Raw genomic sequence first — 14,173 nt, 5'->3', positions numbered from 1 at the left:
TGGGACTGTTCCCATTTTGTTTTTTATCTTCAGGTGGCAATATAAAACCACTTCATGGGAATGTTCCCATTAATAATAAATACAAAGAAAAGTTAAACATATCCAATACAGGGTGGGCAAAGTTATGAGTAAGATTGCGCGTCAAGATGTACAGCGTCTTATTGAGCTGGTCGGTGGGCCAGACAATATTGCAAGTGTGAGTCACTGCTTAACTCGTTTACGTTTTGTACTTAATGATACTGAGCAAGCTGACATCAAGCAGTTAGAAGCTCTGTCTATAGTAAAAGGCTGTTTTACCAACGCAGGTCAATTCCAGGTCGTTATCGGTACTGAAGTCGATGAAGTGTACAAGGTACTGATCGAGATGACGGGTAAAAGCGAAGCCAGCAAAGATGAATCAAAAAATGCTGCGCGTCAGAACATGAACATTGTTGAGCGTGGCATCTCTCACCTTGCTGAAATCTTCGTGCCTCTGCTACCGGCGATTATCACTGGTGGTCTGATTCTTGGTTTCCGTAATGTGATTGGCGACATCAAGATGTTTGATGGCCAAACGCTGACCGAAATCAGTCAGTTCTGGGCGACGGTCCATTCATTCCTATGGCTGATTGGTGAAGCGATCTTCTTCTTCCTGCCTGTTGGCGTCTGTTGGTCAACAGTGAGAAAGCTCGGTGGTACGCCGATTCTGGGGATCACTCTCGGTGTGACTCTGGTCTCTCCGCAGTTAATGAACGCCTATTTGATTGGTAAACAAGTACCGGAAGTGTGGGATTTCGGTTGGTTTGTGATTGAAAAAGTGGGTTATCAGGCACAGGTGATTCCTGCCATGCTCGCGGGTATCGCACTGGCGTATATCGAAAAATACCTTAAACGTATCACTCCGTCTTACTTGTATCTCGTCGTGGTGCCATTTGTTTCCATCATTATCTCGGTGATTCTGGCGCATTCTATCATTGGTCCATTTGGCCGCATGTTAGGTAACGGTGTGGCATTCGCTGCTAAGGCTGCCATGACGGGAGACTTTGCCATCATCGGCTCGACAGTCTTCGGTTTCTTGTACGCGCCATTGGTTATTACAGGTATTCACCACACCACCAACGCGGTTGATTTACAGCTGATGCAAGAGCTTGGCGGTACCCCAATCTGGCCTTTGATTGCACTTTCAAACATTGCTCAGGCATCAGCAGTGGTTGGCATCATTATCATCAGTAAAAAACAAGATGAGCGTGAAATCTCCGTTCCGGCGGCAATCTCCGCTTATCTGGGTGTGACTGAGCCTGCAATGTACGGCATCAACCTGAAATACAAATTCCCAATGCTAAGCGCAATGATTGGTAGTGCTTGTGCGGCGGCAGTTTGTGGTAGCGCTGGCGTAATGGCGAACGGTATCGGTGTGGGTGGTTTGCCGGGCATCTTATCTATTCAGCCTCAGTTCTGGGGTGTGTTCGCATTAGCAATGTTGGTGGCGATAGTGGTCCCAGCTGGCTTGACGCTGATTCTTTATAAGCGCGCAAAAGCGAAAGGTGAACTTGAAACGGCAAACGCATAAAAACTTAAATCAGCGATGGCAATGGAGAATGTCATGCCATCGCTTGTTTCCCAATTGAAAACAGCCATTCCTGACTACGTCATTTTGAGTTCAGGAGTGCTTGAACTTTAACCATGATTGTCATGGTGACTTTTTAATTTAATGGTAAGTGGGTGTTAGAAATGGCAATGACCAAGCAAGATAACAGCTGGTGGAAAACCGCAACAATCTACCAAATTTACCCGAAGAGTTTTTGCGATAGTGACAGCAAAGGCACGGGTGATATCAAAGGGATCATTTCTAAACTGGATTATTTAAAGCACCTTGGTGTGGATGCGATTTGGCTAACGCCTGTTTACGCATCGCCAATGATCGACAACGGCTACGATATATCCGATTACTACTCGATCAATCCTGACTTCGGCACCATGGCGGACTTCGATGAGTTACTGGCGGAGGCGCACCAGCTGGGTATCCGAATTATCATGGATATCGTCGTCAATCATACCTCGACTGAGCACAAATGGTTCCAGTCTGCGCTGGGTGATAAAAATAGCCCATATCGCGATTATTACATCTGGAAAGATCCGGTAGAGGGGGCAGAGCCCAACAATTGGCAATCCAAGTTTGGTGGAAACGCATGGGAACTGGATGAAGCAACCGATCAGTACTACTTGCACCTGTTTGCCAAGGAGCAAGCGGATTTAAACTGGGAAAACCCAGTAGTGCGTGAAGAAGTCAAAGACGTGATCAGCTTTTGGGCAGAGAAGGGCGTGGATGGTTTCCGTCTTGATGTCATTAACCTGATATCTAAACAGCAAGACTTCCCGAGTGATGAGCGTGGCGATGGACGTCGTTTTTATACCGATGGTCCACGAGTGCATGAGTACTTGCAGGAAATCAGCCAAGCGGTATTTCAAAAGTACGGCAGTGTAACGGTTGGAGAAATGTCTTCGACAACCCTTGAGCACTGTCAGCAATACTCCTCTTTAGACGGCGAAGAGCTTTCTATGGTGTTCAATTTCCATCATTTGAAAGTAGATTACCCTAACGGTGATAAGTGGACCAAAGCACCGTTTGACTTTCTTCAGCTCAAACAAATCTTTAATCACTGGCAGACAGGGTTAAACGGTAAAGGTTGGGGAGCGCTGTTCTGGTGTAACCACGATCAACCACGTGTGGTCAGCCGACTTGGTGATGATCAGCACTACCGTGTTGAATCGGCGAAGATGCTGGCTGCGTCTGTTCACATGATGCAGGGCACACCTTATGTTTATCAGGGTGAAGAGATTGGCATGACCAATCCGGGTTATACCGAGATCAGTCAATATCGCGATGTCGAAAGTACCAACATGTACGACATCATGGTCAATCGTGATGGTGTTTCACACCAAGAAATGATGGCTATTCTGGCTCAGAAGTCTCGTGATAACTCGCGAACGCCTATGCAATGGAATGGCCAACCGCATGCAGGTTTCACCAAAGGCACGCCTTGGCTCGAGGTCGCGCAGAATTATCCGCAAATCAATGCCGAGTCTGCTGTAGCAGATTTAAACTCCGTATTTTATTTCTACAAGCGCTTGATTGAACTGCGCAAACAGATCCCGGTCATCACGGGCGGCAGCTATGAAGATTTGCTGCCAGAGCATTTGCGTATTTTTGCTTACGCTCGCCAGAATGAATCCCAGACGTTGTTGTGTATCAATAATTACTATGGGGAAGAGGTGGAATGTGTCTTGCCAGAGCGTTTTGAGATGGCGAAAGCGAAGTGTTTGTTGTCCAACTACCATAATTCGGTAAGTTCGGTTGCCTCTCGACATCAGACACTGCGTCCGTATGAAACACGAATTTTGTTGATTGAAGAGTAGCTTAACTTTTCCTGATATTGTCTCCCCCACTAAAGGCTTTGGAATGCTCCCCAAAGCCTTTTTTCGTCGGGGTTACTGAGAGCCGTAGGTAACAGAGTATCGATGTGGTTTGTGGTTCATGGCGAGTACCAGATTGAGCGCAAACGCCCCTAAGGCGGACAAAGCGATTACCCAAGGTGAGACGAAGAACATCGACGCTAATACAATACACACATCAATCGCCATCTGACTCTTGCCGACAGAAATGCCAAATTTATCCTGGATAAACAAACACAAAACATTAAAGCCGCCCAGGCTAGAGCGATGACGAAACAAGATTAGCATGCCTAACCCCATCAGTAGCCCGCCCGCGACAGCACAATAGATTTCATTGACTGACTCTAATGAAATCAGTAAATAAAGATGATCGGCAAAAATTGAAACTAAAGCACCAGAAATAACACTATTGATGGCAAAGTGACGTCCAAAGCGTTTCCAAGCTAACAGATAAAAAGGGCAGTTAGTTAAAAAGTACAGCACACCAAAGGTAAAAGGTGTAAATTGGCTAATAAGCAAAGCCAACCCGGTGGTTCCTCCAGTAAGGAGTTGCGCGGATTGGAGAAAGAAAACGCCTTGAGCAACCAAAAAGGTACCTGTGAGAATTGCTATCCAGTCTTCTTTTAACGAGTGTTTTTCCATCAATTTGCAGTCATAGGTGAGAAATAAGGCTGGCATCATAGTAAAAAGATGATCTTTTCGGTAGCTAGAGGCTAAAATTTACGGTAAACCTATGTAATTGCTGTTTTACAGGGTGTAAAGCACAAAATTGACAGTAATGACTGTTGTTTAAATGATTGCAACATCGACATGATATTTATTACTTGTCATCATGAAGAAACTGCATGAGAAAAATTTAAATTTTCTCTTTATGACCCAGATCAAATTATGTAGAATGCGCGCCATTAGGGTGACGGAAACGTTTGCGCTCGGTCATTAAACAGTTTTTTTGCCAATTTCAGTACTAATCTGAGTCAGGAGATACAGATGCTTAAGCGTGATATGAACATCGCAGATTACGATGCGGAACTGTTCGCAGCTATCCAGGAAGAAACTCTTCGCCAGGAAGAACACATTGAACTTATCGCTTCTGAAAACTACACAAGCCCACGTGTAATGGAAGCTCAAGGTTCTCAGCTAACGAACAAATACGCTGAAGGCTACCCAGGCAAGCGTTACTACGGCGGTTGTGAGTACGTAGATAAAGCGGAACAATTAGCAATCGATCGTGCATGTGAACTATTCGGTTGTGAATACGCAAACGTACAGCCTCACTCTGGTTCTCAAGCAAACAGCGCAGTATACATGGCGCTTCTGAACCCAGGCGATACAGTATTAGGCATGAGCCTGGCACACGGTGGTCACCTGACTCACGGTTCACCAGTAAACTTCTCTGGTAAGCACTACAACGTTATCCCTTACGGTATCGACGAAGCTGGTCAAATCAACTACGACGAGATGGAAGCGCTTGCGATTGAGCACAAGCCTAAGATGATCATCGGTGGTTTCTCAGCTTACTCTCAAATCGTTGATTGGAAACGCATGCGTGAAATCGCAGACAAAGTTGATGCTTACCTATTCGTAGATATGGCTCACGTTGCTGGTCTTATCGCAGCAGGCGTTTACCCAACACCAGTACCATACGCACACGTTGTAACAACAACGACGCACAAAACACTAGCAGGTCCACGTGGTGGTCTTATCCTGTCTAACGCTGGCGAAGACATGTACAAAAAGCTGAACTCAGCTGTTTTCCCTGGTGGTCAAGGTGGCCCTCTAATGCACGTTATCGCTGGTAAAGCAGTAGCGTTCAAAGAAGCTATGGAACCTGAATTTAAAGCATACCAAGCTCGCGTAGTTGAAAACGCGAAAGCAATGGTTGCTCAGTTCCAAGAACGCGGTTACAAAATCGTTTCTAATGGTACAGAAAACCACCTGTTCCTAGTTGATCTAATCGACAAGAACATTACTGGTAAAGAAGCTGACGCAGCACTAGGCGCAGCGAACATCACAGTAAACAAAAACTCAGTACCAAATGACCCACGTAGCCCATTCGTAACGTCTGGTATCCGTGTAGGTACGCCAGCAATCACTCGCCGTGGCTTCACAGTAGAAGACGCAAAAGAGCTAGCGAACTGGATGTGTGACGTTCTTGATAACATCGACAACGAAGAAGTTATCGAAGCGACAAAACAGAAAGTGCTAGATATTTGTAAGCGTCTACCAGTTTACGCATAATTGTTCTTCATAGAGTGAGCCGATTTCGGTGTCGAACATACTCATTTGCTCGCGCAAACTCCGTGTGTTCTCCTAGAACTCGACTCATCTACTTTGAACATTGATATATTAAAGGTCCTCAATTGAGGGCCTTTTGTTTGTCTGGCGTTTGGAATGACTTTTTAGCATCATTTGCTAGATACAAAAAATGCCAGACACAAAAAAAGGTTGGCGAAGTGCCAACCTTTTTAGCTTTAATAATCAATTGATTACTTGATTTCGATACCTTGAGCCTGCATATCGGCATGGTATGAAGAGCGAACAAATGGACCACACGCTGCGTGTGTAAAACCAAGTTCCAGTGCGATCTCTTTAAGCTCATCAAACTCTGATGGTGGAACGTAACGTTCTACTGGCAGGTGGTGACGGCTTGGCGCCAGGTACTGACCAAGCGTTAGCATCGTTACGCCGTGTTCGCGCAGATCTTTCAGTACTTCGACGATCTCTTCTTTAGTCTCGCCAAGACCCATCATCAGACCTGACTTAGTCGGTACATCTGGGTGCTGTTCTTTGAATTTCTTCAACAGTTGTAGAGACCACTTGTAGTTTGCACCTGGACGAGCTTTACGGTAAAGACGTGGCGCAGTTTCCAAGTTGTGGTTGAAAACATCTGGCGGGTTATCTTTCATCAGATCCAGTGCGACGTCCATACGACCACGGAAGTCAGGAACCAAAGTTTCAATCTTGATGTTAGGGTTCAACGCACGGATCTCGCGGTTACAGTCAGCGAAGTGCTGTGCACCACCGTCACGCAGATCATCACGGTCTACAGAAGTGATTACTACATACTTCAGCTTCATATCAGCGATGGTTTTCGCCAGCTTTTGTGGCTCTTCCGCTTCTGGTGGTAATGGACGGCCATGAGCAACATCACAGAAAGGACAACGACGAGTACAGATTGCGCCCAGAATCATAAAGGTTGCAGTACCGTGGTTAAAACATTCAGCCAGGTTCGGGCAAGATGCTTCTTCACATACAGAGTGAAGTTTGTTCTTACGCATTGCTGCTTTGATGTCTTGGATTCGTTGGCTATCGGCTGGTAGCTTGATCTTCATCCAATCAGGCTTACGCAGCACTTGTTTCTGCTCTGTAGGCATGTTCTTTACTGGAATCAATGCCATTTTGTCGGCGTCACGATATTTAACGCCTTTTTCCATCTGGATTGGTTTGCTCATGCTTTATTACCTTGAGAAGGTGCTTCTGTGCTGAATTCCACTTGCTCGTAGTCGAGCAAAGTAACGAGTTCTTCTATTAGTTGCTTTTCTACAGCTTCCACATCGTCCGGTCCACCAAATTGGCTTACCTGAACCATTTCCATGCCTTGATACCCGCAAGGGTTAATGCGCAGGAATGGTGTTAAATCCATATTGACGTTTAAGGCGAGGCCATGGAAGGAACAGCCTTTACGAATACGTAAGCCGAGAGAGCATATTTTTTTACTATCGACGTAGACACCAGGAGCGTCTGGTCTTGCTGCAGAGTCGATATTGTATGCTTTTAGCGTGTTGATCACGAGGTTCTCTATGCTGGTAACGAGATCTCGTACTCCTAATTTTTTGCGACGCAGGTTAATCAGGAAGTATGCGACTAACTGGCCTGGGCCATGGTAAGTCACTTGACCGCCGCGGTCGCTTTGCACGACAGGAATATCACCAGTGTTGATCAGATGCTCGGCTTTACCTGCCTGACCTTGAGTAAATACTGGGTTATGTTCTACCAACCAAACTTCATCAGGTGTTTCTTCTGTACGTTGGTCTGTGAACTCATGCATTGCCTTCCATACGGGCTCATAGTCCTGGCGGCCAAGTCGTTTTACAACAAGTTGGTGTTGCATGGCATTTCCTGTCGCGATTATATAAAGTGTTTGGATTATAAACTGGATAATCCTTCTACTCTACCATTGAGTAACAGTTTTTTAACTCAAAGGTAAGTGTTTTTCTACTATCTTGTTGATATATAAAAAGAAAGCAGCCGAAGCTGCTTTCAAAAAAAATTTAATTTATCAAATTTTTATAGAACCATACGAACGATGTCGATTTCGCCCAGTTCTTTATATAGGACTTCAACCTGCTCGATTGAGGTCGCTGTGATATTGATAGACACCGAGTGGTAGTTGCCCTTCGCACTAGGTTTTACTGTTGGGCTGTAGTCACCAGGTGCATGGCGCTGAATGACTTCAAGAACAAGTTCTGGAAGCTCAGGCTTTGCATGACCCATTACCTTGTAAGTAAAAGAACAAGGGAACTCAAGCAGGTCTTTTAATTTAGCATCAGAGTTGATGGTTAGCATATCGGTAACTCCAGTTGGTATTCGTTGCGGTGCGAAATAGTACAGTCAATTTAAGGTGAACTCAAGGCAAGGATTATTGACTTAAAAAGCCGCCATAGTCGGCGGCTTAATGAATCGGTTTGTTAATCTTTAGCTGTCTTTAGAAGAAGCTCTTAACTAACAATACGATGTAATCCCACATACGGCTGAATAGGCTGCCTTGTTCTACGGTTTCCAGTGCCATTAGCGGGTATTCGGCAATATCTTCACCATCGATTTGATAGTATAGCTTACCAACTACATCACCTTTATTAATTGGGGCTTCTAGCTCTTTTTCAAGTACGAAGCTTGCTTTTAGATTCTTAGCTTCACCACGTGGAAGGGTTACGTAAGTATCTTTATCCAGACCCAGTGCCACAGTGTCTTTGTTACCCATCCATACTTTTTCTTCTACGAATGTTTCGCCAGCTTTGTGTGGAGCAACAGTTTCGAAGAAGCGGAAGCCGTAGCTTAGCAGCTTTTTACTTTCTGATTTACGAGCGTTTGCATCTTTAGTGCCCATCACTACCGCAACCAGACGCATTTGGCCTTCAGTTGCTGAGCTTACCAAGCTGTAACCAGCGTTACTTGTGTGGCCTGTCTTGATACCGTCAACGTTCATGCTCTTATCCCAAAGCAAGCCGTTACGGTTGTATTGGGTAATGCCGTTGTAGGTGAACTTCTTCTCAGCGTAAACGCGGTACTCGTTTGGTACATCACGGATAAGCGCTTTACCTAGCAGTGCCATGTCGTATGGCGTTGAGTAAAGTTCTGGGTTATCTAAACCGTGCACGTTGGCAAAATGAGAGTTACTCATACCCAGCGTGTTTGCCCATGCGTTCATTAGATCAACGAAAGCATCTTCCGAACCGGCGATGTGCTCTGCCATTGCCACGCATGCATCGTTACCTGATTGGATGATAATGCCACGGTTCAGGTCTTTTACTTTTACAGTGGTGCCAACTTCGACGAACATCTTTGAAGAGTCCGGAAAGTTTTTTGCCCATGCGTTTTTACTGATGGTTACATCATCATCTTCTGAAATATTACCACGCGCTAGCTCTTGGCCAATAACGTAGCTGGTCATCATTTTGGTCAGACTAGCAGGAGACAACTTTGTGTTCATCTCTTTCTCTGCCAGTACTTTACCTGAATGGTAATCCATCAGTACGTAGCCTTTCGCTGCGATTTGAGGAGAGTCTGGTACCACGATCGGTGCGGCAAGAGCTGATTGAGCAAAGGTTGCTGAAAGAACAACGGATGAGACGAGAATAGATTTCACAAACTTATTTTTATTCATGGTAATTCAAATTTTTGGGTTTAACTGCGGACATCTTATCAGAATCCCCAGCGATAATCAGAGGGGATTCAATGAGAAATCCATGAACCTACGTCATTTTACAGTGTTGTGTTTTTTAATAAATGCAGACGAATAGCCGAGCAATTTTACTTTATCCAGTGTGGCTTGCGTCAGGGAATAGTCACTAAACGGGCCTAATAACAAGCGATACGATTCTTTCGCATTTTCAAGGAAAGTATCCGTATCCAGCTTTTGACCGAGTTCTGAGCCTAAAGTTCGGGCGCGATTTTCATTTTTTGAAGATGCGACCTGAATTACGTATTTAGGATGCTCGTCCAAAGACTTTTTGTCGGTCGGTTTATCTACGCTGATGACTTCAATTTTGACATTCGCGGTGCCAGTTTTAAGTACATCTAACTTATGTGCCGCCGCGTAGCTTAAATCAATAATTCGGCCATCATGGAATGGACCTCGGTCATTCACGCGTACTACCGTTGTTTTGCCGTTATCGGTGTTAGTCACTTTGACGTAGCTCGGTAGAGGCAGTGTTTTGTGTGCCGCTGTCATTGAGTACATATCGTAGATTTCACCGTTGGACGTCAAATGGCCCTGAAATTTCTTACCATACCAGGACGCTCGTCCTTGTTCGGTAAAGCCTTTCGCGTTGCGTACAATTTGGTAGTTCTTACCGAGGAGATGGTAGTCTCTGTTGCCGCCTAAGCTGTATGGTTCGTACTTAGGGTAGGCGTCTTCAATATGATCCACTGAAAGTGGTGTGTCTGGCGCGACATCAGACTCAAGTTCGTAGCGGCCATCTTGCTGAGTTTTCTGGCTGGTTGATGAGCATCCAGCCAAAATAACTGCAGAAAAAACTAAGGAATATAAAGCGCGTTTTTGCATGTCTAGGTCGCCTTAGAGAATGCTTTTCTGTGCGTATGAATTGACATTAAAATACCAAAGCCAGCCATCAAGGTCACCATTGAAGTGCCACCGTAACTGATTAGAGGTAACGGTACGCCTACGACAGGCAGGATGCCACTTACCATGCCGATATTTACGAAAATATACACAAAAAAGCTAAGTACAATACTGCCTGCCATCATTCGTCCAAATGCGGTCTGTGCTTGGCTAGCAAGGTACAGGCCTCGACCAATAATGAAGAGATAGATGGCTAATAAGCAAAGAAAACCAATCATACCCCATTCTTCAGCAATTACTGCAAAGATAAAGTCAGTGTGTCGCTCTGGCAAAAATTCCAGCTGAGATTGTGTCCCGTGTAACCAGCCCTTACCTGAAATACCACCAGAACCAATCGCAATTTTACTCTGGATGATATGGTAGCCCGCACCTAAGGGGTCAGACTCTGGGTTAAACAAGGTTCGTACACGCGTTTTCTGATACTCACGCATCAGGAAGAACCACAGAATTGGAATAAAGCCACCCAGAGCAACAGCCGCAGCTGCAATGATTCTCCAACTGATGCCTGCAAGGAAGATAACGAAAATACCGGATGCCGCGATCAGGATCGAAGTGCCTAAATCAGGCTGTTTCGCAATCAAAATGGTCGGTACACACACCATGACTAAGGCAACCATCAAGGTTTTGAAGGTTGGCGGAAGTGGCTGACGACCAATATAACGAGCCACCATTAGCGGCACGGCCAGCTTGAGTAATTCAGATGGCTGGAATCGGACGAAACCAAGGTTTAGCCAACGTTGGGCACCTTTGGACGCTTCACCAAAAAACAGCACACCAAAAAGCAGGATGACTCCTGACGCAAACATCAGGGGCGCGAGACTCTCGTAGGTGCGTGGAGAAAGTTGTGCAAGCACTACCATCACCACAAGAGAGAGCACCATACGCATGGCCTGACGATCCATCATCGCCAGGCTTTGGCCGCTCGCGCTGTACATGATCACCAAGCCAAATGCCATCAACGCTAAAATGCCTAGCAGGAGTGGCAAGTCGATATGGAAGCGTTCAAACAGGGCTCGGTTTTTACCTGTAGAGGGATCCATTTTCATTATTGAGTAGCCTCTTGCTTAACGTTGTTTTCATCTTCTTCAGGCTCGATTTTTTCTGGGCCGAGTACGACACGGTCAAAGATTTTTCTTGCTACAGGCGCGCCATTACTTGAGCCGCCACCCGCGTTTTCGAGTACCACAGTCACGACTACTTTTGGATCATCAAACGGTGCAAAACCAGTAAATAAGGCGTGGTCACGCAAATGTTCGGCAACTTCATCTGCCTTGTACTCTTCGTCTTCAGCCAAGCCAAATACCTGAGCGGTACCGGATTTACCTGCGGTTTCGTAGCTCATGTCGTAAAACGAACGACGAGCTGTACCTCGAACCCCATGGTTTACACGGCGCATGCCTTCTTTCGCCATATCCCAGTACTTTTTCGGTACGTCTTTAATCGGCGGATAACTCAAGTATTCCTCTGAGTGCTGCTCGTCGAAATCGCCACCATTGTTGATGGAAGCTTTAAGCAAGTGTGGCGCGGTAACGGCTCCGTCGTTGACCAGCACTGAGGTTGCTTTAGCGATTTGCATCGGCGTTGCAGTCCAGTAACCCTGACCAATACCTACCGGGATCGTATCGCCTTTATACCAAGGTGTTCTGTGGCGAGACATTTTCCACTCACGGGTTGGCATGTTTGCTTTACTTTCTTCGTAAATATCAATTCCGGTGTAATCACCAAAGCCGAACATCATCATCCAGCTGGAAATGCGATCGATGCCCATATCGTAAGCCACTTGGTAGAAGAAGGTATCCACTGACTCTTCAATTGATTTGATGATATCAACACGGCCATGTCCCCAACGTAGCCAGTCGCGGAATGGGCGAGTGTCTGAATTTGGAATACGCCAGTAGCCTGGATCATTACGGGTTGTTTGTGGAGTCACAACGCCTTCTTGTAGCGCGGCAACGGCCATAAATGGTTTGATGGTTGACGCTGGTGGATAAATACCTAATGTCGTTCGGTTTACCAGAGGTCGGTTTTTATCGTTAAGTAGCGCACGGTAAGCCTTACCAGAAATACCATGAACGAAGGCATTGGGATCGTAGCTCGGGCTAGATACCATCGCTAGCACACCGTTATCTCTTGGGTCGATAACCACGGCACTGCCGCGACGACCATCAAGCAACTGGTGCACATAAAGCTGCAGATTAATGTCCAGGTTCAATACAATATCTTTGCCAGGAACGGGTGGGACATATTTCAGTGTACGGATCACCCGACCACGACTGTTCACCTCGACCTCTTGGTAGCCAGCAGTTCCATGGAGAATATCTTCGTAATATTTCTCAATGCCGAGCTTACCGATGTCACGGGTCGCTTGATAGTTCGAGGCTTTTTCTTCACGAATCAGCCGTTGTATGTCTCGATCGTTGATGCGAGAAACATAGCCAATCACGTGGGTAAGCACTTCACTAAATGGGTAGTAACGTTTTAGGGTCGCACTGATTTCTACGCCGGGAAAGCGATATTGGTTGACTGAAAATACGGCAACCTGCTTTTCGTCCAGCTGAGTGAGAAGAGGAACAGATTTAAAGCGACGGGTGCGTTTTCGCTCGCGATGAAAGCGTTCAATTTGCTCTGGTGTGACTTCCAGAATGGTTTGCAGCTCTTTGATGGTCTCATCAATGTCTTTCACTTTTTCTGGAGTCAGCTCCAAGTTAAAGACAGGGCGGTTTTCCGCCAGTAACACACCGTTGCGATCGTAAATAAGCCCGCGGTTGGGCGCAATTGGTACGATTTTAATACGGTTGTCGTTAGAGCGAGTTTGGTAATCTTGGAACTGGTTCACCTGAATGTTGTACATGTTGGCGACCAGGGCTCCCATCAAAATGACGATACCGATAAATGCAACGATAGCGCGGCTGGCAAACAGGCGCGCTTCGGCTTGATAATCTCGAATTTGACTGCGGCGTCTATGAATCATTAACGCTTGGCTCTAAAGTTAAACAGCGATTATTCGCGATGGTAAGGGTGGTTAGCGGTAATGCTCCACGCTCGGTATAAGCTTTCAGCCATAACAATACGTACCAGAGGGTGCGGTAACGTTAAGGCTGATAATGACCAGCTTTGGTCTGCAGCTGCTTTACATGCTGGAGCCAGACCTTCAGGGCCGCCGATTAAAATCGATACGTCACGCCCATCCAGTTTCCAGGCTTCCAGTTGTTCAGCCAGTTGTGGGGTGTCCCACTTTTTGCCAGGGATATCCAGAGTGACGATACGGCTCCCTTTTGGCACTGCGGCCAGCATCGCTTCGCCTTCTTTTTGCAGAATGCGAGCTATGTCAGCGTTCTTGCCACGTTTTCCGGCAGGAATCTCCACGAGTTCAAGTGGCATATCGTGCGGGAAACGACGGCGATACTCTTGAAAGCCTTCCTCGACCCACTTTGGCATTTTTGTACCAACAGCAATGAGTTGAATTTTCAAAAGATTAACCCCAGAGTTTTTCTAGTTGGTATAGCTCGCGGTGTTCTTCTTGCATCACGTGCAGCATGGCATCGCCCATATCCAGAACCACCCATTCACCTTCGTTCTCACCTTCCATGCCCAAAGGTTCAAGACCTGCTTTTTTTACTTCAGTCGCAACGTGATCAGCGATGGATGAAACGTGGCGTTTAGATGTGCCCGTGCAGATGATCATGTAATCTGTCACGCTTGATTTGCCTTCCACATTCAGGATGATGATATCTTCCGCTTTCATATCGTCGGCTTTATCAGCTAGAAAGTCTTTCAGTTCTTCGCGAAGCACTCGGTTTTCCTCGGTTTGTCTCTTATCTCTAAATAGTTTTGCGCTAATCTGGCAAAACGGGTCGCGCACTATATCACGCTTTGGTT

General features: G+C 46.0%; 13 protein-coding genes. 3 read left to right on the top strand and 10 right to left on the bottom strand.

Annotation, left to right across the window (positions count from 1 at the left end):
- Positions 1-124: 124 nt before the first annotated feature.
- Both treB and treC read left to right on the top strand, forming a co-directional pair.
- Positions 125-1,549 (top strand): PTS trehalose transporter subunit IIBC, encoded by a 1,425-nt coding sequence (gene treB, locus V1U08_RS19520; protein WP_330471286.1) that lies wholly within the window; start codon positions 125-127, stop codon positions 1,547-1,549.
- Between the two features lie 161 nt (positions 1,550-1,710).
- Positions 1,711-3,396, top strand: coding sequence for an alpha,alpha-phosphotrehalase (gene treC, locus V1U08_RS19515; protein ID WP_330471285.1), 1,686 nt, complete (start codon positions 1,711-1,713; stop codon positions 3,394-3,396).
- Between the two features lie 72 nt (positions 3,397-3,468).
- Here the strand turns inward: treC and V1U08_RS19510 are convergent, their stop codons facing one another.
- On the bottom strand, positions 3,469-4,074 hold the full coding sequence (locus V1U08_RS19510) for a YitT family protein (protein ID WP_014231040.1): 606 nt from the start codon (positions 4,072-4,074) through the stop codon (positions 3,469-3,471).
- Positions 4,075-4,419: 345 nt separating this feature from the next.
- Here V1U08_RS19510 and glyA point away from each other — a divergent pair, with 345 nt between their 5' ends.
- On the top strand, positions 4,420-5,670 hold the full coding sequence (glyA, locus tag V1U08_RS19505; RefSeq protein WP_020333718.1) for a serine hydroxymethyltransferase: 1,251 nt from the start codon (positions 4,420-4,422) through the stop codon (positions 5,668-5,670).
- Between the two features lie 248 nt (positions 5,671-5,918).
- Here glyA and lipA read toward each other — a convergent pair whose 3' ends face one another.
- From lipA to rsfS, 9 genes are all read right to left on the bottom strand, one after another.
- On the bottom strand, positions 5,919-6,884 hold the full coding sequence (gene lipA, locus V1U08_RS19500) for a lipoyl synthase (RefSeq protein WP_014231042.1): 966 nt from the start codon (positions 6,882-6,884) through the stop codon (positions 5,919-5,921).
- Positions 6,881-7,543 (bottom strand): lipoyl(octanoyl) transferase LipB, encoded by a 663-nt coding sequence (lipB, locus tag V1U08_RS19495; RefSeq protein ID WP_330471284.1) that lies wholly within the window; start codon positions 7,541-7,543, stop codon positions 6,881-6,883. The genes lipA and lipB overlap by 4 nt, the downstream gene beginning before the upstream one ends.
- A 176-nt stretch (positions 7,544-7,719) precedes the next feature.
- Positions 7,720-7,998: a DUF493 family protein YbeD gene (gene ybeD / locus V1U08_RS19490; protein WP_014231044.1), complete on the bottom strand. Its 279-nt coding sequence runs from the start codon at positions 7,996-7,998 to the stop codon at positions 7,720-7,722.
- 139 nt (positions 7,999-8,137) lie between these two features.
- The gene (locus V1U08_RS19485) at positions 8,138-9,316 is read right to left on the bottom strand and encodes a serine hydrolase (RefSeq protein ID WP_014231045.1); all 1,179 of its coding nucleotides are present in this window, start codon (positions 9,314-9,316) and stop codon (positions 8,138-8,140) included.
- A 93-nt stretch (positions 9,317-9,409) separates the two neighbouring features.
- Positions 9,410-10,216 (bottom strand): septal ring lytic transglycosylase RlpA family protein, encoded by an 807-nt coding sequence (locus V1U08_RS19480; protein ID WP_330471283.1) that lies wholly within the window; start codon positions 10,214-10,216, stop codon positions 9,410-9,412.
- 2 nt (positions 10,217-10,218) lie between these two features.
- Complete coding sequence (gene rodA / locus V1U08_RS19475; protein WP_020333719.1) at positions 10,219-11,340, bottom strand: rod shape-determining protein RodA; 1,122 nt, start codon at positions 11,338-11,340, stop codon at positions 10,219-10,221.
- A complete protein-coding gene (gene mrdA / locus V1U08_RS19470; RefSeq protein ID WP_330471282.1) occupies positions 11,340-13,265 on the bottom strand; it encodes a penicillin-binding protein 2 in 1,926 nt (641 codons plus the stop codon). The genes rodA and mrdA overlap by 1 nt, the downstream gene beginning before the upstream one ends.
- Positions 13,266-13,294: 29 nt before the next feature.
- Positions 13,295-13,765 carry a 23S rRNA (pseudouridine(1915)-N(3))-methyltransferase RlmH gene (gene rlmH, locus V1U08_RS19465; RefSeq protein ID WP_010446437.1) on the bottom strand — a complete coding sequence of 157 codons (471 nt, stop codon included), beginning with the start codon at positions 13,763-13,765 and terminating at the stop codon, positions 13,295-13,297.
- Positions 13,766-13,769: 4 nt separating this feature from the next.
- The gene (rsfS, locus tag V1U08_RS19460) at positions 13,770-14,087 is read right to left on the bottom strand and encodes a ribosome silencing factor (RefSeq protein ID WP_020333722.1); all 318 of its coding nucleotides are present in this window, start codon (positions 14,085-14,087) and stop codon (positions 13,770-13,772) included.
- Between the last annotated feature and the right edge of the window lie 86 nt (positions 14,088-14,173).

Origin of the sequence: Vibrio sp. YYF0003 (assembly GCF_036350715.1) — a bacterium.
GTDB lineage: Bacteria > Pseudomonadota > Gammaproteobacteria > Enterobacterales > Vibrionaceae > Vibrio > Vibrio natriegens.
The sequence above is the reverse complement of the archived record's forward strand: the minus strand, read 5'-3'. Positions and strand labels throughout refer to the sequence as shown.